The sequence below is a fragment of the Shinella sp. H4-D48 genome (genome assembly GCF_022637395.1).
Lineage (GTDB): Bacteria > Pseudomonadota > Alphaproteobacteria > Rhizobiales > Rhizobiaceae > Shinella > Shinella sedimenti.
Genome location: NZ_CP093337.1, coordinates 322,064 through 341,158, shown reverse-complemented (window position 1 = coordinate 341,158; position 19,095 = coordinate 322,064). Strand labels below are relative to the sequence as shown.

The following is a 19,095-nucleotide window of genomic DNA, read 5'->3' as shown; positions in this document are numbered from 1 at the left end:
TTCGTGGTTACTGGATAGCCGGGCGGATCAACCGCCCAGCGCGTCCTCGAGGAATGCGGCAAGCTGTGCCAGGTGCTTCGACATGAGACCCGTCGCCGGCGATGCGGCGGCCGGACGGCCGGTGTAGCGCACGCGCTGATACTTGGCGTCGATATGGGCGAGCACCCATTCGAGATACGGATCGATAAACGCCCAGGCACCCATGTTCTTGGGCTCTTCCTGGCACCAGACCATCTCGGCATTGCGGAAGCGCGATAGTTCGTTGATCAGCGCCTTGGCAGGGAACGGATAAAGCTGTTCCAGACGCAGCAGGTAGACATCGTCGATGCCGCGCTTCTCGCGCTCTTCCAAGAGGTCGTAATAGACCTTGCCCGAGCACATCACGACACGGCGGATCTTGGCATCCTTCTGGAGCTTGATCGGGCCGTCCTTGATTACCTCGGCGTCGTCCCACAGCAGGCGGTGGAAAGAGGTTTCCCCGGCCATTTCCGACAGCGAGGACACGGCCCGCTTGTGGCGCAGCAGCGACTTCGGCGTCATCATGATGAGCGGCTTGCGGAAGTCGCGCTTCACCTGGCGGCGCAGGATATGGAAATAGTTCGCCGGCGTCGTGACGTTGGCGACCTGCATGTTGTCTTCCGCACAAAGCTGCAGGAAGCGCTCCAGACGGGCAGAGGAATGCTCCGGTCCCTGGCCCTCATAGCCATGCGGCAGAAGGCAGACGAGACCCGACATGCGAAGCCACTTGCGTTCGCCCGAGGAGACGAACTGGTCGAAGATCACCTGCGCGCCGTTGGCGAAGTCGCCGAACTGGGCTTCCCAGAGGGTCAGAGCGTTCGGACGGGCCAGCGAATAGCCATATTCGAAGCCGAGCACCGCTTCTTCCGAAAGCATCGAGTTGATGACCTCGTAGCGCGCCTGCGTGGGCGAGAGGTTGGAGAGCGGGATGTAGCGGTCTTCGGTTTCCTGATCGTAGAGAACCGAGTGACGCTGCGAGAACGTGCCGCGTTCGCAATCCTGACCGGAAAGGCGGATCTTGGTGCCTTCCACGCACAGCGTGCCGAAGGCGAGCGCTTCGCCCATCGCCCAATCGATGCCCTCGCCCGTCTCGACCATCTGCATGCGGTTGTCCATGAACCGCTGGATGGTCTTGTGGGCCTTGAAGCCTTCCGGGGTCGTCGCGATCTTGCGGCCGATTTCCTTGAGCTGCTTCATCGGCACCGAGGTCTTGCCGCGGCGCTGTTCGTCCTGGTTGTCGGCCGAGCGCAGGCCCGACCATGCACCGTCGAGCCAGTCGGCCTTGTTCGGCTTGTAGGACTGGCCGGCCTCGAACTCCTGTTCGAGATTGGCGCGCCAATCGGCCTTCATCTTCTCGAATTCGCCTTCGGAGATGACGCCCTCGGCGATGAGGCGCGCGCCGTAGAGGCTGACCACCGTCTTGTGGGCGCGGATCGCCTTGTACATCTTCGGCTGCGTGAACGCAGGCTCGTCGCCTTCGTTATGGCCGAAGCGGCGGTAGCAGAAGATATCCAGCACGACCGGCTTGTGGAACTTCATGCGGAATTCGGTCGCAACCTTGGCGGCGTAGGTCACCGCTTCCGGATCGTCACCGTTCACGTGGAAGATCGGCGCCTCGATCATCTTGGCCACATCCGACGGATAGGGCGAAGAGCGCGAGAAGGCCGGGTTCGTGGTGAAGCCGATCTGGTTGTTGATGATGACGTGGACCGTGCCGGCGACGCGGTGGCCGCGCAGGCCGGACAGGCCGAGGATTTCGGCCACGACGCCCTGGCCCGCAAAGGCCGCATCGCCGTGCAGCAGCAGCGGCATCACCTTGGCGCGCTCACGCAGCGGGATGATATCGCCTTCGAAGACCGTCGCCATCTGGTCCTGCTTGGCGCGGGCCTTGCCCATCACGACAGGGTTGACGATCTCCAGATGCGAGGGGTTGGCCGTCAGCGACAGGTGCACCTTGTTGCCGTCGAACTCGCGGTCCGAAGAGGCGCCGAGGTGGTACTTCACGTCACCGGAGCCTTCGACGTCGTCAGGCGCGTAGGAGCCGCCCTTGAACTCGTGGAACACGGCGCGGTGGGGCTTGGCCATCACGTTGGTGAGAACGTTCAGGCGGCCGCGATGGGCCATGCCAAGCACGATTTCCTTCAGGCCCATCTGGCCGCCGCGCTTGATGATCTGTTCCAGCGCCGGGATGAGCGCTTCGCCGCCGTCGAGGCCGAAGCGCTTGGTGCCCTTGTACTTGACATCGATGAACTGCTCGAAACCTTCCGCCTCGATCAACTTCTGCAGGATCGCCTTCTTGCCTTCGACGGTGAAGTCGACGCCCTTGTCGGGGCCTTCGATGCGCTCCTGAATCCAGCCCTTCTCTTCCGGGTTGGAGATATGCATGAATTCGACGCCGATCGTCGAGCAGTAGGTGCGCTCGAGGATTTCGACCATTTCGCGCACGGTGGCGTATTCCAGGCCGAGCACGTTGTCGATGAAGATCTTGCGGTCGAGATCCTTCTCCTCGAACCCGTAGTTCGAAGGCGAAAGCTCGTGATAGTCCTCGACCGGCGCGGCGATGGCGAGCGGGTCGAGCTTGGCATGCAGGTGGCCGCGGGCGCGGTAGGCGCGGATCATCATGATGGCGCGCACGCTGTCGCGCGTCGCCTGGTTGACGTCGGCCTGATTGACGGCCGCGCCCGTCTGGGCGGCGGCGGCTTCAGCCTTTGCCTGCACCTTCTTTTCCAGGACCTTCTCGACAACGCCCCAGTTGCCGTCGAGTGCGGAGACGAGTTCGCCATTGGCGGCGATCGGCCAGTTGGCGCGCTTCCACGACGCACCCTTGGCGGCCTTCACGACATCGGAGGGCTGGTCTTCCAAGGCCTTGAAGAAGGCCTGCCATTCCTCGCCGACGGAGGCGGGGTTCGCCTCGTACTGGGCATAGAGCTGCTCGATATAGGCCGCGTTTGCTCCGTCGAGGAAGGAGGTGGCCAGGAATTGTTCGTTGGCGTCTTGCCGTGCCATGGTCTTTCGCGGGCGCCGCGCCCGCCTCCCGAACGATCGTGTTGACCGGGCCTGCCCGGTTTGCCGCCCGTCGCCCGGCTTTTGGCCGGTGACGGGTGAGATGGGTCGGCCGGCGTCTTTCGCCGGCCCACCCGCTTTCGTTTGTCAGCCCTTCAGGACTTCCACCAGCGTCTTGCCGAGACGCGCCGGCGACGGCGAAACGCGAATGCCTGCCGCTTCCATGGCGGCGATCTTGGATTCCGCATCGCCCTTCCCGCCGGAAACGACTGCGCCGGCATGGCCCATGGTGCGGCCCTTCGGCGCCGTGCGGCCCGCGATGAAGCCGGCCATCGGCTTCTTGCGGCCCTTCTTGGCTTCGTCGATGAGGAACTGTGCCGCATCTTCTTCGGCCGAACCGCCGATTTCGCCGATCATGATGATGGAGGTCGTGGCTTCGTCGGCCAGGAACATCTCCAAGACGTCGATGAACTCGGTGCCCTTGACCGGGTCGCCGCCGATGCCGACGGCCGTGGTCTGGCCAAGGCCTTCGTTGGAGGTCTGGAACACTGCTTCATAGGTAAGCGTGCCGGAGCGCGAAACAATACCGACGGAACCCTTGCGGAAGATCGAGCCCGGCATGATGCCGATCTTGCATTCTTCCGGCGTCAGGATGCCGGGGCAGTTCGGGCCGAGCAGGCGGGACTTGGAGCGGTCGAGGCGAGCCTTGACGCGCACCATGTCGGCGACCGGGATGCCCTCGGTGATGCAGGTGATGAACGGGATTTCCGCTTCGATCGCCTCGATGATCGCGTCCGCGGCACCTGCCGGCGGAACGTAGATCACGGACGCATCCGCGCCGGTCTTTTCCTTGGCTTCGGCGACGGAGGCGAAGATCGGCAGGCTTTCGCCCTTGGAGCCGGTCCAGGTTTCGCCGCCCTTCTTCGGGTGGATGCCGCCGACCATCTGCGTACCGTAATAGGCGAGCGCCTGTTCGGTGTGGAAGGTGCCGGTCTTGCCGGTCAGGCCCTGAACGAGGACCTTGGTGTTCTTGTTGACGAGAATCGACATGAGGTCTGGTCCTTCCGTTAGCCGTTGATCGCGGCGACGATCTTCTTGGCGGCGTCGTCCAGATCGTCGGCGGCGGTGATCGCCAAGCCGGATTCGTTCAGGATCTTCTTGCCAAGCTCGACATTCGTGCCTTCGAGGCGAACGACCAGCGGGACCTTGAGGCCGACTTCCTGCACGGCAGCGACCACGCCCTCGGCGATGACGTCACACTTCATGATGCCGCCGAAGATGTTGACGAGGATGCCCTCGACCTTCGGGTCGGCGGTGATGATCTTGAAGGCAGCTGCCACCTTCTCCTTGCCGGCGCCGCCGCCGACGTCGCAGAAGTTCGCCGGCTCTTTGCCGTAGAGCTTGATGATGTCCATCGTCGCCATGGCGAGACCGGCACCATTGACCATGCAGCCGATATTGCCGTCGAGCGCCACATAGGCGAGATCCCACTTGGAGGCCTCGATTTCCTTGGCGTCCTCTTCGGTCTCATCGCGCAGCGCCTTGATGTCCTCGTGGCGGAACAGTGCGTTGCCGTCGAAGGAGACCTTGGCGTCGAGAACGCGCACGCGGCCGTTCTTCATGACGATCAGCGGGTTGATCTCCAGCAGGCTCATGTCCTTTTCGACAAAGGCCTTGTAGAGGATCGGGAACAGCTTCTCGCCGTCGGCCTTGGCTTCGCCTTCGAGCTTGAGGGCCGATGTCAGCTTCGCCAGATCGTCGGCGGTGACGCCGGCTTCCGGGTTGATCGCGACGGTGACGATCTTCTCCGGCGTGTCATGCGCGACGGCCTCGATGTCCATGCCGCCTTCTGTCGAGACGACGAAGGCGACTTCGCCAACGGAGCGGTCGACGAGCAGCGAAAGATAGAGTTCGCGGTCGATATCCGCGCCGTCCTCGATATAGAGGCGGTTCACCTGCTTGCCGGCCGGGCCGGTCTGGGCGGTGACGAGCGTGTTGCCGAGCATTTCCTTGGCATGGGCCTTGGCCTCCTCTATCGAGAAGGCGAGGCGCACACCACCCTTGGCGTCGGGGCCGAGTTCTTTGAACTTGCCCTTGCCGCGACCGCCGGCATGGATCTGGCTCTTGACCACGTAGAGCGGGCCGGGCAGCGACTTTGCAGCCGCCTCGGCCTCGTCGGCGGAGAAGATCGCCACGCCTTCGGCGACCGGCGCGCCATAGCTCTTCAGAAGAGCCTTGGCCTGATATTCATGAATGTTCATGGTGAAATCCTGTCTGGAGCATGTCCAGCAAAATGCCTTTGCCGGACATGCGTGAACAAAAGAACCGGAATTACTTCAGCGCGGGCGCGATGTTGATGCAGGCTTCGCAAAGGCCTGCGACGGCCGCGACCGACTTTTCGAAGGCTTCCTGCTCGGCCTTGTTGAACTCGACCTCGATGATGCGCTCGACGCCGCCTTCACCGATCACGGTGGGAACGCCGACGTACATGTCCTTCACGCCGTACTGGCCCGACAGGTAAGCCGCGCAGGGCAGAACGCGCTTCTTATCCTTCAGGTAGGACTCGGCCATTTCGATGGCGGATGCGGCCGGGGCATAATAGGCCGAACCGGTCTTGAGCAGGCCGACGATCTCGGCGCCGCCGTCACGGGTGCGCTGGATGATTTCTTCCAGGCGCTCCTTGGTGACCCAGCCCATCTTGACGAGGTCGGTCAGCGGAATGCCGGCAACGGTGGAGTAACGGGCGAGCGGCACCATCGTGTCGCCGTGGCCGCCGAGAACGAAGGCGGTGACGTCCTGGACGGAAACCTTGAATTCCTCGGAGAGGAACAGCCGGAAGCGGGCCGAGTCCAGCACGCCGGCCATGCCGACGACCTTGTTCTTCGGCAGGCCGGAGAACTTCTGCAGCGCCCAGACCATCGCATCGAGCGGGTTGGTGATGCAGATGACGAAAGCATCGGGGGCATATTTCTTGATGCCGGCGCCGACCTGTTCCATGACCTTGAGGTTGATGCCAAGCAGGTCGTCACGGCTCATGCCGGGCTTGCGGGCAACGCCTGCGGTGACGATGCAGACATCGGCACCCTCGATCGCGGCGTAGTCGCTGGCACCCGTCAGCGAGGCGTTGAAGCCTTCGACCGGCGAGGACTGGGCGATATCGAGGCCCTTGCCCTGCGGGACACCGTCGGCAATGTCGAAGAGGACGATGTCGCCCAGCTCCTTCAGGCCAGCGAGATGCGCCAGCGTGCCACCGATCATGCCTGAACCAATAAGTGCGATCTTCTTGCGGGCCATGAAAGCTTCCTTTGCTCCGATCAACAGGCCCCGGAATGTCGCAACCGCAGGACCCTTCGGCGCAAGGGCTTACGCTTCCTAGGTTAAAAATTCAATACATACTTTTGGATCGAAGTATTTCAATCGGTTAGATGCATATTTTCTTACGTAAACGTAAGAATTTCTGTCATGCTTTCGTCACGCCCGTACTGTATCTGGCGTTGTGGTCTGCCAGATACTCGGTGCTGCGGATCTCGATGAGGCGCGAAACCGTGCGATCGAATTCGAAGCCCTCGGTGCCTTTGCGGGTCACCAGAAGGTTCTCGGGCGCAGCGGCAGCGGACGCGAAAAGACGCGCGCGATGATCGTAGATCGTGTCCACGAGATTGATGAAGCGCTTGGTCTCGTTGCGCTTTTCCGCGCCGAGCAGAGGTATGTTGTCAACGAACAGCGTATCGTAGTGCGCAAGGATCTCGAGATAATCGGCGGCACCCAGTGGCCTGGCGCACAGATCGGCAAAGGAAAAGCGGGCAACACGCCCGGCCGCCTGCGGCACGGCGATGGTTCGCCCACGAAACGACAGGGTCGCCGGAGCAACGATCGTGCCGGCCGTCTCGCGACGCCAGGCGGCATCCATCGCGCCATCCGCCTCACTGCCCAGCGGATGGCGGAAGACGGGCAGGCCGCTGTCCTTTTCCATGCGATAGTCCGTCACGGAATCGAGCGGCACGATCTCGACATACTGCTTGAGAAGATCAACGAAGGGCAGGAAGAGATCGCGGTTCAGGCCCTCGCGATAGAGGTTGTCCGGCTCGACATTCGACGTCGCGACAAGAATGCAACCACGCTGGAAAAGCTCACCGAAGAGCCGCGACAGGATCATCGCATCCGCAATGTCGGTCACGGAGAATTCATCGAAGCAGAGCAGGCGCGCTTCCTCGATAAGGCTGGCGGCCACTGGCGGCACCGGGTCAGCCTGCTTGGTCTCGCCCGCCTTCAGCTTCTGCCGATGCTTGTGGATGCGGTCATGCACATCCGCCATGAATTCGTGGAAATGCGCCCGCCGCTTGCGTTTCAGCGGCGCAAGCTCGAAGAACATATCCATCAGCATGGTCTTGCCGCGGCCGACGCCGCCATGGATGTAGAGTCCCTTGGGGGCCGCGACGCTTTCGGGCTTGCGGGAGGCGAAGAGCCAACCGAGCGCGCTCGACTTGCGCGCCGGGCGCTGGACGTGGAGTTCGCTGAGCAATCTGTCGAAACGCAGCGACATCGCCTGCTGCGCCACATCCGGCTTCAGCGTTCCGCTGTCCACAAGGGCCTTCAGCCTGCCTGAAACGCCATGGTCCGGATGTGTCGAAACACTGTCCCAGTGCTTGCCCATGGGCGATGCTTATCCGCGTCTGAGGTCGGAAAAAGGAAGGGATCAGCGCGAAAGGCTAACCGGCTGGCCCGAATTGGTCGATCCGTCGAAGCGGGTATCGGCCGTCTTGTAGAGACGCGCGATGGGGTTGCCTTCGCGGTCCTTGAGAACGACCTGCTTGCCGGCGACTTCCCAGGAACCCATTGCCGTCAGCTCGCCTGCACAACCGCGCGTGCCGCCGCGCGACCCGCCACCGAGATTGGTGAGCGTCAGGAACATGTCGCAGGAGGACGGGCCGTTCGCCACCCGCCAGTTGCCGACCATGGATTCCTTTTTGACGTCGAGCGCGCTCGCTGCCGCGGCCGCGTTGCCAGTGCCGGTCGCCATGGCCGTATCGGTCGTGGGCTGAGCCGGGAACTGCGTGGTGCTCGTGGTCGGATCGGGCAGCTGGCTGGACGACACGCTACCGACAGGCTGGCCCTGGAGAGGTGTAATGTTCGGCTGCGTATTCACGCTGTCCATCGGCGCGGTCCGCTGGCACCCCGCAAGAGCAAGCGCCATCATCAGTCCGCCAGCCACATGATGAATCCGCATTTCGATACTCCCGATATCTGCCCGATACTGCTGCCATGCAGCAATTTCCGCCGAATTAACGTGAATCGCCCGCACGAATCAAGACGAAACGGCCCGAACGGTCAGGCCGCCTCGTCACATTTCGTGAACGCTGCTTATGTAGGTCAGAGACGGCGCTCGACCAGCATCTTTTTGATCTCGCCGATTGCCTTGGCCGGATTAAGGCCTTTCGGGCACGCCTGAGCACAATTCATGATCGTGTGGCAGCGGTAAAGACGGAAGGGATCTTCCAGATTATCGAGGCGCTCGCCGGTGGCTTCGTCGCGGCTGTCGATCAGCCAGCGGTAGGCCTGGAGCAGCACGGCCGGCCCGAGATAACGGTCGCCGTTCCACCAGTAGCTCGGACAGGATGTCGAGCAGCAGGCGCACAGGATGCACTCGTAGAGCCCGTCCAGCTTGAGGCGATCGTCATGGCTCTGCTTCCACTCCTTGGCCGGCGTCGGCGACACCGTCTTCAGCCAGGGCTCGATCGAGCGATGCTGGGCGTAGAAGTTGGTGAGGTCAGGGATGAGATCCTTGACCACAGGCATATGCGGCAGCGGATAGACCTTCACCGCGCCCTTCACCTCGTCCATGCCCTTGGTGCAGGCGAGCGTGTTGGTGCCGTCGATGTTCATGGCGCAGGAGCCGCAGATGCCTTCACGGCACGAGCGGCGCAGCGTCAGCGTCGGGTCGATCTTGTTCTTGATGTAGAGCAGCGCGTCCAGCACCATGGGACCGCAATCGTCGACATCGATGTAATAGGTGTCGATCGACGGGTTCTTGCCGTCGTCAGGGTTCCAGCGATAGACGCGCAGCTCGCGCGTGTTGGAGGCGCCGGCCGGCTTGGGCCAGACCTTGCCTTCGCTGATCTGCGAGTTTTTCGGGAGAGCGAGTTCAACCATGTCCTGTTCTCCTCGATATCAGTAGACGCGCGCCTTGGGCGCGATCTTCTGGGGATCGATCCCGTCGGCGATGAGGTCGGTGTGCACGGGGCGATAGTCGAGCTTCACATCGCCCGCCTCGTTGACCCATGCGAGCGTGTGCTTGCGCCAGTTGACGTCGTCGCGGCCGCCGAACGGACCGTCGACATAGTCCTCGCGGGCATGCGAACCGCGGCTTTCCTTGCGGGCCTCGGCGCCGTAGACCGTCGTGATGGCGTTGGCCATCAGGTTTTCCAGCTCCAGCGTTTCGACGAGGTCGGAATTCCAGATCATCGAACGGTCGGTGACCTTGATATCAGGCAGTTCCTTCCAGATTTCAGTGATGCGCTTGCAGCCGCTTTCCAGCGATTCCTGCGTGCGGAACACGGCGGCGTCTTCCTGCATGGTGCGCTGCATCTTGTCGCGCAGCACCGCCGTGGGCGTACCGCCATTGGCGTTGCGCAGCCGGTCGAAGCGATGCATGATCCTGTCGCAAGCAGCAATGTCGAGCCCCGGGACGGCCTCGTTGCGATCGATGACCTCGCCGGCGCGGATGGCGGCGGCGCGGCCGAAGACCACGAGGTCGATCAGCGAGTTGGAGCCGAGGCGGTTTGCACCGTGCACCGAAGCGCAGCCGGCTTCGCCCACCGCCATCAGGCCCGGCGCGATGCGCTCCGGGTTCTGGCTGTCGGCATTGAGCACTTCGCCCCAGTAGTTCGTGGGAATGCCGCCCATATTGTAGTGCACGGTCGGCAGGACCGGGATCGGCTCGCGCGTCACGTCGACGCCGGCGAAAATCTTCGCGCTCTCGGAAATGCCCGGCAGGCGCTCGTGCAGGACGGCCGGATCAAGATGGTCGAGATGAAGGAAGATGTGGTCCTTGTTCTTGCCGACGCCGCGGCCTTCGCGGATTTCCATCGTCATGCAGCGCGAAACGACGTCGCGCGAGGCGAGGTCCTTCGCGGACGGCGCATAGCGCTCCATGAAGCGTTCGCCTTCGGAGTTGACGAGATAGCCGCCCTCGCCGCGCGCACCTTCGGTGATGAGGCAGCCCGCGCCGTAGATGCCGGTCGGGTGGAACTGCACGAACTCCATGTCCTGTAGCGGCAGGCCGGCGCGCGCGATCATGCCGCCGCCGTCGCCCGTGCAGGTATGTGCCGAGGTGGCGGAGAAGTAGGCACGGCCGTAACCGCCCGTCGCCAGAACCACCATCTTGGCGGCGAAGCGATGGATCGTGCCGTCATCGAGGTTCCACGCGACGACGCCGGTGCAGCGGCCATCGGCCGACATGATCAGATCGAGCGCGAAATACTCGATGAAGAATTCGGCGTTGTTACGCAGCGACTGGCCGTACAGGGTGTGCAGGATGGCGTGGCCGGTACGGTCGGCGGCGGCACAGGTGCGCTGCACCGGCGGACCTTCGCCGTAGTTTTGCATGTGGCCGCCGAACGGGCGCTGGTAGATCTTGCCTTCGGCGTTGCGCGAGAAGGGCACGCCGTAATGCTCGAGCTCATAGACCGCCTTCGGCGCTTCCATGGCGAGATACTGCATGGCATCGACGTCACCGAGCCAGTCGGAGCCCTTGACGGTGTCGTAAAGGTGCCACTGCCAGCAATCGGGCGTCATATTGACGAGCGAGGCGGCAATGCCGCCCTGGGCGGCGACCGTGTGCGAACGCGTCGGGAAGACCTTGGTGATGCAGGCGGTCTTGAGACCCTGCTCGGCCATGCCGAGCGTGGCGCGTAGGCCGGCGCCGCCGGCCCCGACGACGATCACGTCGAAGGAGTGGTCCACATAGGTATAGGCCTTGCCGTTGGCCGCCGGGGAGGGGATCGCTGCCATGATGGATTATCCTGCGAAGGCGATTTTGAGGACGGCGAAAAGACAGAGCCCGCCGACCAGGATCGCGAAGAAGGTGTTGAGCATGAGAAGACCGATCTTGATGCCTTCCGCATGCACGTAGTCCTCGATGATGACCTGCATGCCAAGCTTCATGTGGATGAGGCCGGAGATCACGACGAGGCCCATGAGGACGGCGACGAGCGGGTTCGACAGCGCTGCCGTCACCTCTGCATAGGAGGCGCCGTTATAGCAGATGAGGAAGCCGACGAAGAACAACAGCAGCGGGACGTTGGCGACGGCCGTGAGACGCTGGCGCCAGAAGTGCTCCGTGCCGTCCTTTGCCGATCCGAGGCCGCGAACCTTGCCGAGGGGCGTGCGCATATCCATGGGGCTCTCCTCAGCGTGCCAGATAGCCGACGACCCAGATCAGCACCGTCAGGGCGACGGAGGCGATCGGGGTTGCGATGGCGAGTTTGGTATTGAAGTGCTTTTCGTAGCCGCGGCCCATGTCCCACATGAAATGGCGGAGCCCGCCGAGCATGTGGTGGACAAGCGCCCAGGTGTAGCTGAAGAGTACGAGGCGGCCGATCAGCGTGCCGAAGAACCAGTTGACCCAGTTGAAATAGGCCTCGCCCGAAGCGGCGGCGATCAGCCACCAGGCAACGAGTACCGTGCCGAAGTAAAGTGCCGCACCTGTGATGCGGTGCACGATGGACATGACCATCGTCGGGATCGGCTTGTAGACTTGGAGATGCGGCGAGAGCGGCCGGCTTCGAGTGACATTCGCCATCTGAACCTCACGGAACCCCGGAGAGCCATAAACTGGACAAATTTTCTCCGGAATTGCAGTATGTTGTGCACAATGCAGTGATTGCGACGTTTAATCACCGGAAAGCGGAACCACAAGCCTCATTGCAGTGCAAAATGAATTTAATCGATTAGAGATCGCCCGAGCGTCCGCCCCGTTTTGGTACATCCCGGCGCCGTTAACGATAACCGCAAATTCCTCAAGCGTGTCAGTGACTTTCAGCGCCTTGCGGTCCATTCTGCCTGTTAACGATTTGTTAACCACGCCACGGAAGGCAGGACAGAATGACTCTGTTATCGGCACTCCGCGCGACGAAAGTCTTCGTGCTTGCGGCCGCGCTCGTGACAGGCGGCATGACGGCCGCTCATGCCGGAGATGGCCTGCGCCATCGCCATCATCCCAATCATGGCGGCTTGCGGACGATTTCGCGGCTCGATACCGATGCCAGCCGCGGCGGCGTCAGCACCCAGCTGCGCTACCAGCGCCACAGGATCCGGCATGCCGATCCCGATTTCTATTCCGGCGGGATCGTCGCCTACCGTGATGGCGGCAGCGGCCTCTATTTCTATGTCGAGGACGACGGCGGCTATCGCTGGTCAGCCCGGCCGGCGGAGCGTCGCGCAAGCGGGCCGAAGATCATAACGCTGAGCCCTGATCGCAACGATTGTGCCTGGGAAGCGGGCGTCTGCGTTATCCGGCCAGGCCGGTGAAACGCCACACAGTGGTCTTCTTGACCTCGCTGTCCTCAAGCGCCCGCGTCACCGGCACGGTATAGGTGGCAAGCGCTTCCATGCGATCGCGCGGACAATAGGCGCGACCGGGATCGCCGACCAGCACCGTGGCGCCGCGCGCGGCAAGCGCGGTGAACCAGGGTATGAGCGCGTCGGCGAAGGCCCGGTCGTAAAACACGTCGCCGGCAAGAACGACGTCCCAGCCTTCGTCGCGTCCAAGCATGTCCTCGCTCGTGCTGTCGAGCGAAACGTCGTTCAGCGCCGCGTTCAGGCGGATCGCCGTTCCGCTCCAGGGATCGATATCCGCCGCCAGCACAGAGGCAGCGCCCGAAAGCAGCGCTGCGATGCCGACGAGGCCGGAGCCGCTGGCGAAATCCAGCACCGATTTGCCTGCTACCAGCGCCGGGTGATCCAGCACATGGCGCGCAAGCCCCTGACCGCCCGCCCAGGCAAAGGCCCAGAAGGGCGGCGGCAGGCCGATCTCCTCCAGCTCCGCCTCGGTCTTCAGCCACAGGTCATGCGCCTCCGAGGCGAGCCGAAGCTTCACCTCCGGCACGTGCGGCGGCGCCAGCACGTCCGTGTTGTCGACGATGAAGACCTGCGGGTCCGTCCTCACGGGCGGGTCAGCGCGGCGGGTTGTCGAGACCGCCCATGCGGCAGACCTCGATCCACTCCTCCTCCGTGACCGGCTGCACCGAAAGGCGCATGGAGGTAACGAGCGCCATCTTGGCAAGCTTCGGGTTGGCCTTCACATCCTTCAGCGAGACAGGCTTCGGCATGTCGCAAACCGCCCGGATGTCGACGCAGTCCCAGCGCGGATCGTCGCCCGCCGTGGAATCGGGATGCGACAGGGCGCAGACTTCGGTGATGCCGACGACTTCCAGGCCCTCGTTGGAGTGGTAGAAGAAGCCCTTGTCGCCGATCTTCATGGCCCGCATGTTGTTGCGTGCCAGGTAGTTGCGCACGCCGTCCCACTCCTCGCCTTCCTCGCCTTTCGACTTCAGCTTGTCCCAGGAGAACTTGAAGGGTTCGGATTTGTAGAGCCAGTACGCCATGGTTCTCAGGCCTCCGGGTTGTTGAAGACCCAGTTCCAGGCCTTCACCTCGACGGATGCGAACAGGCCGGCCTTGGCATAGGGATCGTTGGCGGCGATTTCCCGTGCGGCCTCGATCGTCTCTGCCTTGACCACGACGAGGCTGCCGGCGGGCTTGCCGTCGTCGCCAAGAAAAGGGCCGGCAAAGGCGAGCGTGCCCTCCGCGTTGAGCGTGTTCAGGTAGGCGACGTGTTCGGGACGCGTGTCGAGGCGCACCTGCAGTGCGCCGGGCTTGTCCTGGCAAACGAATGCAAAATGCATGGACGATCCTTCTCTGGCTCCTGGCCGTTCTGTCATTCCTGGGTGATGGGGCGCGTCATGAGCTGCCCGATGGCCGTCTTCACATCGAGCGTACCCTCGATGATGCGCGCCACCGCATCGGTGATCGGCATGTCGATACCCTTTTTGGCAGCGACGCCGGATGCGACGGAAGCGGCGAACGCCCCTTCGACGAGGTCGCCCGACCAGCCGGCGGCCGTGCCCTCGCGCCCGAGCGCGATGCCGAAGCGCAGGTTACGCGACTGGTGGCTGGTGCCGGTCAGCACGAGATCGCCCAGACCGGACAGGCCCATGACCGTCACGCCCTCGCCGCCATGGCCTTCGACAAAGCGCGACAGTTCCGCAAGCCCACGTGAAATGAGCGCCGCACGGGCTGAATCGCCAAGCTGCGCGCCCTCGATGATGCCACAGGCAATCGCCAGCACGTTCTTGAGTGCGCCGCCGAGCTGCACACCGATCCGGTCCGTCGACGGATAGAGCCTGAAGGTCGGCCCGGACAAGGCCTGCGCCAGCGTCGCACCGATCTCGATCGTCCGCGCAGCGATCACCATCGCCGTCGGCAGGCCCTTGGCGATATCAGCCGCAAAGCCGGGGCCGGACAGCACCGCGATCTCGCGACCCGGCAGTTCCTCTTCCAGCACGTCCGTCAGGAGGCGTCCCGTGCCCTTTTCCATGCCCTTGGCACAGATAACGACCGCCGTACCCGGCGCGAGCAGCGGCGCAAGCAAGCGCGCGGCTTCGCGCTGCGCCTGCGAGGGCATGGCGAAGAGCACGATGCCGGCCCCACGCACCGCCTCGATATCGGCGCTGTATGTCAGCGCATGCGGCAGGTCGATGCCCGGCAGCGCCTTTTCGTGACGGCGGGAAAGCCGCATCGTCTCGACAATATCGGCAGCGCGGCCGATGAGAACAACGTCTCCTCCGCTTGCCGCAGCAACGCTTGCAAGCGCGGTCCCGAAGGCGCCCGCGCCAACCACGGCAATCCTGCGCGAGACACTCATGCCTTGGCTCCCCGCTTGCCGGACCCCAGAACCGTCGCCGCCGCCTTGTCGAGCGGCCAGCGCGAGCGGGGCGCCACAGAAAGATCGTCCGCCGAAAGCCCCACGGCCATGCGCTCCAGTCCCGCCCAGGCGATCATTGCGGCATTGTCCGTGCAGAGCGCCATCGGCGGCGCGATGAACCGGAAGCGGTTCTTGTCACACAGCGCCTGAAGCGTCGCACGCAGCTCCGCATTGGCTGCAACACCGCCCGCAACGACGAGCGCCGGTTTCGCGACATCAGGGTAGAGCGTACGGAATCGTTCCAGCCCGCGGCCGATGCGATCCTTCAACGTGCGCGACACGGCGCGCTGGAAGGAGGCGCAGATATCAGCGATATCCTGCTCGGTAACAGGCTCGATCGACTGCGCGGCCTGCCGCACCGCCGTCTTCAACCCGGAGAAGGAGAAATCGAGCCGCGCTTCGCCGACGAGCGGGCGTGGGAAGGTGAAACGTTCGGCATTGCCGCTCTTCGCCATCCGCTCCACCGCCGGGCCGCCGGGATAGGGCAGGCCGAGCAGCTTGGCCGTCTTGTCGAAGGCCTCGCCGAGCGCGTCGTCGATGGTTGTGCCCCAGCGCTCGTAATCATCGACGCCGCGCACCAGCACAAGCTGGGTATGGCCGCCAGACACCAGCAGCATAAGATAGGGAAATGCGACGCCATCCGTCAGTCGGGCCGTCAGCGCATGGCCTTCGAGATGGTTGACGGCATAGAGCGGCTTGCCGGTCGCCCGCGCAATGGCCTTGCCGGTCATCAGCCCGACGATCAGGCCGCCGATCAGCCCCGGGCCGCTGGTCGCGGCAATGGCATCGACATCGGCAAGCGTGCGCCCGGACCGCAGGAGCGCCTCGGAAATCAGGCTGTCCAGCGCCTCGACATGGGCGCGCGCTGCAATCTCGGGCACCACACCGCCATAGGCGCTGTGCTCTTCAAGCTGGCTCAGCACCACCTCGCCCAGGATCTCGCCATGCCCGTCCGCCGCACGCGTGACGACGGCCGCGGCGGTCTCGTCGCAGCTCGTTTCAATGCCGAGAATGGTCAGTTGGGACGACATGAAGCACTTGGATTGATTGCGATGGGCGGTAAAGCCGTTTACGAGACATCCCGGTAACAATGGATCAATGCGGATGCAAACAAAACCTTTCCGGATCGGTACGCGCGGCAGCCCGCTGGCGCTCGCCCAGGCCCACGAAACCCGTTCGCGCCTGATGGCGGCCCATGGCTTGGCCGAGGACATGTTCGAGATCGTCGTGCTCTCCACGAAGGGCGACCGCATCACCGACCGCTCCCTGGCGCTGATTGGCGGCAAGGGCCTGTTCACCGAGGAGATCGAGGCGCAGCTGTCTTCCGGCGAGCTCGATTTCGCCGTGCACTCTTCCAAGGACATGCCGACGAAGCTGCCGGAAGGTCTGCATCTCTCCGCCTTCCTGCCGCGTGAGGACATCCGCGACGCCTTCATCGGCCGCACTGCAAAGCGCCTGCTCGACCTGCCTCAGGGCGCAACCGTCGGTTCGGCCTCGCTGCGCCGGCAGGCGCTGATCCGGCGCCTGCGCCCCGATCTCAACGTCATAGTCTTCCGTGGCCAGGTCGATACCCGCCTCGGCAAGCTCGCCGCCGGCGAGGCCGATGCCACGCTGCTCGCCTTTGCCGGCCTGAAGCGTCTTGGCAAGACGGACGTGCCGACCGAACTGCTCGATCCGGTTGCCTTCCCGCCGGCGCCGGCGCAGGGCGCGATCTGTATCGAAAGCCGCATCGGCGACGATCGCATCAGCGGTCTGCTTTCCGCCATAGACGACCGTGCGACCCACGCCGCCGTCGCCTGTGAGCGCGGCTTTCTCGCCACGCTCGACGGCTCCTGTCGTACGCCCATCGCCGGTTACGCGACCGTCGAGGGCGATCACATCCGGTTCCGCGGCATGATCCTGACGCCGGATGGCAGCCGTTTCCACGAAATCGAGACGAGCGGCCCGGCCAGCGACGCCGGCACGCTCGGCGCCGATGCCGGCGAGGCGATCCGCGCGAAGGCGGGAGCCGATTTCTTCGACAGCTGGGTCTGACCATGCGCGTGCTCGTGCTTCGCCCCGAGCCGGCCGCGGACCGCACCGCCCGAACCCTCGTCGCGCGTGGTCACGAGGCCGTACTGTTGCCGTTGTCGAAAGCCGAACACGACGTCGCGGCTGTCAGGGCGGCACTCGCGACCCCGCATACCGCCATCGCCGTGACCAGCGCCGAAATCGCACGCCTGTTTTCGACGATCGACCATGACCTTACCCCGCATCTGTCGACGTGCGTCTTCGCCGTCGGACAGGCCTCCGCCGATGCGATGAAGGCCGTCGGCTTCCATGAGGTTCACGCAGCCGGCGGTGACGGCGCCGCCTTGGCCGACAGCATCATCGCGCATTATCGCGCGGCCGGTGTGCCGGAGCACCCCATCCTCTATCTCGCCGGCAACCCGCGCGCGCCCGGCTTCGAAAACAGGCTGCACGAAGCGGGCATCCCGATCCGAGCGGTAGAAAGTTACCGCATGGCGGCGCTCATCCACCCGCCGGCCGTGATCACGACCGCGCTGCTGGAGCCGGTCCCCGATGCCGTACTTCTCTACTCGCCGGAAAGTGCGCGCGCCTTCTTCCGCCTCGCCCCGCTCGAGGAAAAGCCGGCTCGGTTTGCGGCACTACGCGTCCTCTGCATGAGCCCGAATGTCGCGTCCATGGTGCCCGAACGCTTTGCCGCGCAGGCGGAAACCGCAGCCGCGCCCGATGAGGCGAGCCTGCTCGCACTGCTCTGACGGCAGAACGCAGCGGATGAATTTGCCGGCAGGGTCTTTCCCTCCCCGCCATCCCTGTCTACCTTTAGTGCAGTGCACATGAATGCAAGGAGGTCGGCCATGGAACCGGAAAACCCGTCCCGTCGCAAGAAGAGCGGCGACGAACCCGTGACGATCGATCTCGAAGCCGTACCCGCAAACGGCGACGAGACCCGGCAGGCTGCTGAAGAACCCGTGGCGGAAGACACGGCGCCGGCAACGGAAACGGCCTCTGACGCGACCGCAGAACAGGAAGAACCGAAGGACGAGCCGGTCGAGCCCGCCCGCCCGACCTATGAGGAGCCCGTGCGCGTCGAGACGCCGCCGCCTCCGCAGCGCGGCAATGCCGGCACGCTGGCCGCCGGCATTCTCGGCGGCCTCATCGCCCTCCTCGGCGCCGGCAGCCTGCAATATGGCGGCTACCTCCCCGCCCCCGGCCCCGAACGCGCCGGCGACGATGCCGCCCTTTCGAGCCTGGCGAACGAGGTCGAGGCGCTGAAGGCCCGGTTGGCGGAAACCCCGTCGGCCGCCCCGGTCGATCTCCAGCCGCTCGAAACACGCATTGCGGCCCTGGAAAAATCCACCGCTGACGGTGGCGGCGCATCCGGCGAGACCCCGGAAAGCGTAACGAAGCTCGAAGGCGATGTGACGCGACTGAACAGCGAGCTTGCCAGCCTGCGTGACCAGATTACCCGCACCAGCGAGGCGGTGGGCACCACCGAAAGCCAGCTAACCGAACGCATCGCCGCCGCCGAACAGAAGCTCGATGCGCCGCGCAGCGATATCGAAATGGCCAAGGCCGTGGCGGCGAGTGCGCTCAAGACCGCCATCGATCGCGGCGGCCCCTATCTCGCCGAGCTGGAGGCCTTCGCCAGCGTCGCACCGGACGATCCGTCCATCGCGGGCCTGCGCGCGCATGCGGCCGTGGGCGTTGCGTCGCGCGCCGACCTCGCGACGGACTTCCAGAAGACGGCTGACACCATTCTCGACGCCGTGCACCAGCCGGACGGCGAGCAGGGTATCATGAGCCGCCTGATGGCGAGCGCCGCCTCGGCCATCCGCGTTCGCCCGGTCGGCAGCATCGAGGGTGACAGCCCAGAGGCCGTCGTGGCCCGCATCGAAAACAAGCTGCAGAACGGCGATTTCAAGGGCGCGCAGATTGAATGGCAGACACTGCCGGAAAAAGGCCAGGCTGCGGGCGCGGATTACAAGCGCAAGCTGGACGAGCGTGTCACGGTCGAGGAGCTGATCGGCAGCGTCGTCTCCGGCGCGCTCAACGCCACGGCGAAACAGGGCTGACGGGAGAAGCTTC

Annotated in this window: 19 protein-coding genes; 4 read left to right on the top strand and 15 right to left on the bottom strand. The window is 64.2% G+C overall.

All coding sequences use genetic code 11. The features are described 5' to 3' along the window. Positions 1–27: 27 nt before the first annotated feature. The 10 genes from MNR02_RS01590 to sdhC all read right to left on the bottom strand — a co-directional run bounded on the left by MNR02_RS01590 (position 28) and on the right by sdhC (position 11,821). The gene (locus MNR02_RS01590; RefSeq protein ID WP_241947852.1) at positions 28–3,024 is read right to left on the bottom strand and encodes a 2-oxoglutarate dehydrogenase E1 component; all 2,997 of its coding nucleotides are present in this window, start codon (positions 3,022–3,024) and stop codon (positions 28–30) included. Between the two features lie 144 nt (positions 3,025–3,168). Next, positions 3,169–4,071: a succinate--CoA ligase subunit alpha gene (gene sucD, locus MNR02_RS01585; protein WP_241947851.1), complete on the bottom strand. Its 903-nt coding sequence runs from the start codon at positions 4,069–4,071 to the stop codon at positions 3,169–3,171. A 17-nt stretch (positions 4,072–4,088) separates the two neighbouring features. Then, positions 4,089–5,282, bottom strand: coding sequence for an ADP-forming succinate--CoA ligase subunit beta (sucC, locus tag MNR02_RS01580; protein WP_241947850.1), 1,194 nt, complete (start codon positions 5,280–5,282; stop codon positions 4,089–4,091). Positions 5,283–5,352: 70 nt separating this feature from the next. Beyond that, complete coding sequence (gene mdh / locus MNR02_RS01575; RefSeq protein WP_241947849.1) at positions 5,353–6,315, bottom strand: malate dehydrogenase; 963 nt, start codon at positions 6,313–6,315, stop codon at positions 5,353–5,355. A gap of 166 nt (positions 6,316–6,481) precedes the next feature. Next, a complete protein-coding gene (gene zapE, locus MNR02_RS01570) occupies positions 6,482–7,675 on the bottom strand; it encodes a cell division protein ZapE (RefSeq protein ID WP_241947848.1) in 1,194 nt (397 codons plus the stop codon). A gap of 42 nt (positions 7,676–7,717) precedes the next feature. Further along, on the bottom strand, positions 7,718–8,248 hold the full coding sequence (locus tag MNR02_RS01565) for a protease inhibitor Inh/omp19 family protein (RefSeq protein ID WP_241601076.1): 531 nt from the start codon (positions 8,246–8,248) through the stop codon (positions 7,718–7,720). Positions 8,249–8,391: 143 nt separating this feature from the next. Beyond that, a complete protein-coding gene (locus MNR02_RS01560) occupies positions 8,392–9,171 on the bottom strand; it encodes a succinate dehydrogenase iron-sulfur subunit (RefSeq protein ID WP_241601075.1) in 780 nt (259 codons plus the stop codon). Positions 9,172–9,189: 18 nt separating this feature from the next. Beyond that, the gene (gene sdhA, locus MNR02_RS01555) at positions 9,190–11,031 is read right to left on the bottom strand and encodes a succinate dehydrogenase flavoprotein subunit (RefSeq protein ID WP_241947847.1); all 1,842 of its coding nucleotides are present in this window, start codon (positions 11,029–11,031) and stop codon (positions 9,190–9,192) included. A 6-nt stretch (positions 11,032–11,037) separates the two neighbouring features. Continuing rightward, a complete protein-coding gene (gene sdhD / locus MNR02_RS01550; protein ID WP_241601073.1) occupies positions 11,038–11,418 on the bottom strand; it encodes a succinate dehydrogenase, hydrophobic membrane anchor protein in 381 nt (126 codons plus the stop codon). A 10-nt stretch (positions 11,419–11,428) separates the two neighbouring features. Continuing rightward, on the bottom strand, positions 11,429–11,821 hold the full coding sequence (gene sdhC, locus MNR02_RS01545) for a succinate dehydrogenase, cytochrome b556 subunit (protein WP_241947846.1): 393 nt from the start codon (positions 11,819–11,821) through the stop codon (positions 11,429–11,431). 302 nt (positions 11,822–12,123) lie between these two features. Between sdhC and MNR02_RS01540 the strand changes: the two genes are divergently transcribed. Further along, positions 12,124–12,549 carry a hypothetical protein gene (locus tag MNR02_RS01540; RefSeq protein WP_241947845.1) on the top strand — a complete coding sequence of 142 codons (426 nt, stop codon included), beginning with the start codon at positions 12,124–12,126 and terminating at the stop codon, positions 12,547–12,549. Here MNR02_RS01540 and MNR02_RS01535 read toward each other — a convergent pair. The 5 genes from MNR02_RS01535 to tsaD are packed head-to-tail and all read right to left on the bottom strand — an operon-like array spanning position 12,530 to position 16,034. Then, positions 12,530–13,186 carry a methyltransferase gene (locus tag MNR02_RS01535; RefSeq protein WP_241947844.1) on the bottom strand — a complete coding sequence of 219 codons (657 nt, stop codon included), beginning with the start codon at positions 13,184–13,186 and terminating at the stop codon, positions 12,530–12,532. The two genes, MNR02_RS01540 and MNR02_RS01535, sit on opposite strands and share 20 nt — an antisense overlap. A 7-nt stretch (positions 13,187–13,193) precedes the next feature. Then, the gene (locus MNR02_RS01530) at positions 13,194–13,625 is read right to left on the bottom strand and encodes an EVE domain-containing protein (RefSeq protein WP_241601069.1); all 432 of its coding nucleotides are present in this window, start codon (positions 13,623–13,625) and stop codon (positions 13,194–13,196) included. Between the two features lie 5 nt (positions 13,626–13,630). After that, positions 13,631–13,924 carry a YciI-like protein gene (locus MNR02_RS01525; protein ID WP_241947843.1) on the bottom strand — a complete coding sequence of 98 codons (294 nt, stop codon included), beginning with the start codon at positions 13,922–13,924 and terminating at the stop codon, positions 13,631–13,633. Between the two features lie 32 nt (positions 13,925–13,956). After that, complete coding sequence (locus MNR02_RS01520; protein ID WP_241947842.1) at positions 13,957–14,943, bottom strand: NAD(P)H-dependent glycerol-3-phosphate dehydrogenase; 987 nt, start codon at positions 14,941–14,943, stop codon at positions 13,957–13,959. Further along, positions 14,940–16,034: a tRNA (adenosine(37)-N6)-threonylcarbamoyltransferase complex transferase subunit TsaD gene (tsaD, locus tag MNR02_RS01515; protein WP_241947841.1), complete on the bottom strand. Its 1,095-nt coding sequence runs from the start codon at positions 16,032–16,034 to the stop codon at positions 14,940–14,942. Before tsaD ends, MNR02_RS01520 begins: the two co-directional genes overlap by 4 nt. A 73-nt stretch (positions 16,035–16,107) precedes the next feature. On the opposite strand from tsaD, the gene hemC reads away from it, so the two are divergent. The 3 genes from hemC (at position 16,108) to MNR02_RS01500 (ending at position 19,082) form a co-directional block, all read left to right on the top strand. Further along, the gene (gene hemC, locus MNR02_RS01510; RefSeq protein ID WP_241947840.1) at positions 16,108–17,037 is read left to right on the top strand and encodes a hydroxymethylbilane synthase; all 930 of its coding nucleotides are present in this window, start codon (positions 16,108–16,110) and stop codon (positions 17,035–17,037) included. Between the two features lie 2 nt (positions 17,038–17,039). Continuing rightward, on the top strand, positions 17,040–17,765 hold the full coding sequence (locus MNR02_RS01505) for a uroporphyrinogen-III synthase (protein ID WP_241947839.1): 726 nt from the start codon (positions 17,040–17,042) through the stop codon (positions 17,763–17,765). A 99-nt stretch (positions 17,766–17,864) separates the two neighbouring features. Beyond that, positions 17,865–19,082, top strand: a complete 1,218-nt coding sequence (locus MNR02_RS01500; RefSeq protein WP_241947838.1) for a COG4223 family protein — start codon at positions 17,865–17,867, stop codon at positions 19,080–19,082. The last annotated feature ends 13 nt before the right edge of the window (positions 19,083–19,095 follow it).

Coding starts and splice junctions, on each gene's coding strand:
- MNR02_RS01505 (WP_241947839.1), top strand. CDS start 17,040: ATGCGCGTGCTCGTGCTTCGCCCCGAGCCGGCCGCGGACCGCACCGCC.
- sdhD (WP_241601073.1), bottom strand. CDS start 11,418: ATGGATATGCGCACGCCCCTCGGCAAGGTTCGCGGCCTCGGATCGGCA.
- MNR02_RS01530 (WP_241601069.1), bottom strand. CDS start 13,625: ATGGCGTACTGGCTCTACAAATCCGAACCCTTCAAGTTCTCCTGGGAC.
- mdh (WP_241947849.1), bottom strand. CDS start 6,315: ATGGCCCGCAAGAAGATCGCACTTATTGGTTCAGGCATGATCGGTGGC.
- MNR02_RS01560 (WP_241601075.1), bottom strand. CDS start 9,171: ATGGTTGAACTCGCTCTCCCGAAAAACTCGCAGATCAGCGAAGGCAAG.
- zapE (WP_241947848.1), bottom strand. CDS start 7,675: ATGGGCAAGCACTGGGACAGTGTTTCGACACATCCGGACCATGGCGTT.
- sdhA (WP_241947847.1), bottom strand. CDS start 11,031: ATGGCAGCGATCCCCTCCCCGGCGGCCAACGGCAAGGCCTATACCTAT.
- sucC (WP_241947850.1), bottom strand. CDS start 5,282: ATGAACATTCATGAATATCAGGCCAAGGCTCTTCTGAAGAGCTATGGC.
- MNR02_RS01565 (WP_241601076.1), bottom strand. CDS start 8,248: ATGCGGATTCATCATGTGGCTGGCGGACTGATGATGGCGCTTGCTCTT.
- MNR02_RS01540 (WP_241947845.1), top strand. CDS start 12,124: ATGACTCTGTTATCGGCACTCCGCGCGACGAAAGTCTTCGTGCTTGCG.
- MNR02_RS01590 (WP_241947852.1), bottom strand. CDS start 3,024: ATGGCACGGCAAGACGCCAACGAACAATTCCTGGCCACCTCCTTCCTC.
- tsaD (WP_241947841.1), bottom strand. CDS start 16,034: ATGTCGTCCCAACTGACCATTCTCGGCATTGAAACGAGCTGCGACGAG.
- sdhC (WP_241947846.1), bottom strand. CDS start 11,821: ATGGCGAATGTCACTCGAAGCCGGCCGCTCTCGCCGCATCTCCAAGTC.
- MNR02_RS01520 (WP_241947842.1), bottom strand. CDS start 14,943: ATGAGTGTCTCGCGCAGGATTGCCGTGGTTGGCGCGGGCGCCTTCGGG.
- MNR02_RS01500 (WP_241947838.1), top strand. CDS start 17,865: ATGGAACCGGAAAACCCGTCCCGTCGCAAGAAGAGCGGCGACGAACCC.
- MNR02_RS01525 (WP_241947843.1), bottom strand. CDS start 13,924: ATGCATTTTGCATTCGTTTGCCAGGACAAGCCCGGCGCACTGCAGGTG.
- hemC (WP_241947840.1), top strand. CDS start 16,108: ATGCAAACAAAACCTTTCCGGATCGGTACGCGCGGCAGCCCGCTGGCG.
- sucD (WP_241947851.1), bottom strand. CDS start 4,071: ATGTCGATTCTCGTCAACAAGAACACCAAGGTCCTCGTTCAGGGCCTG.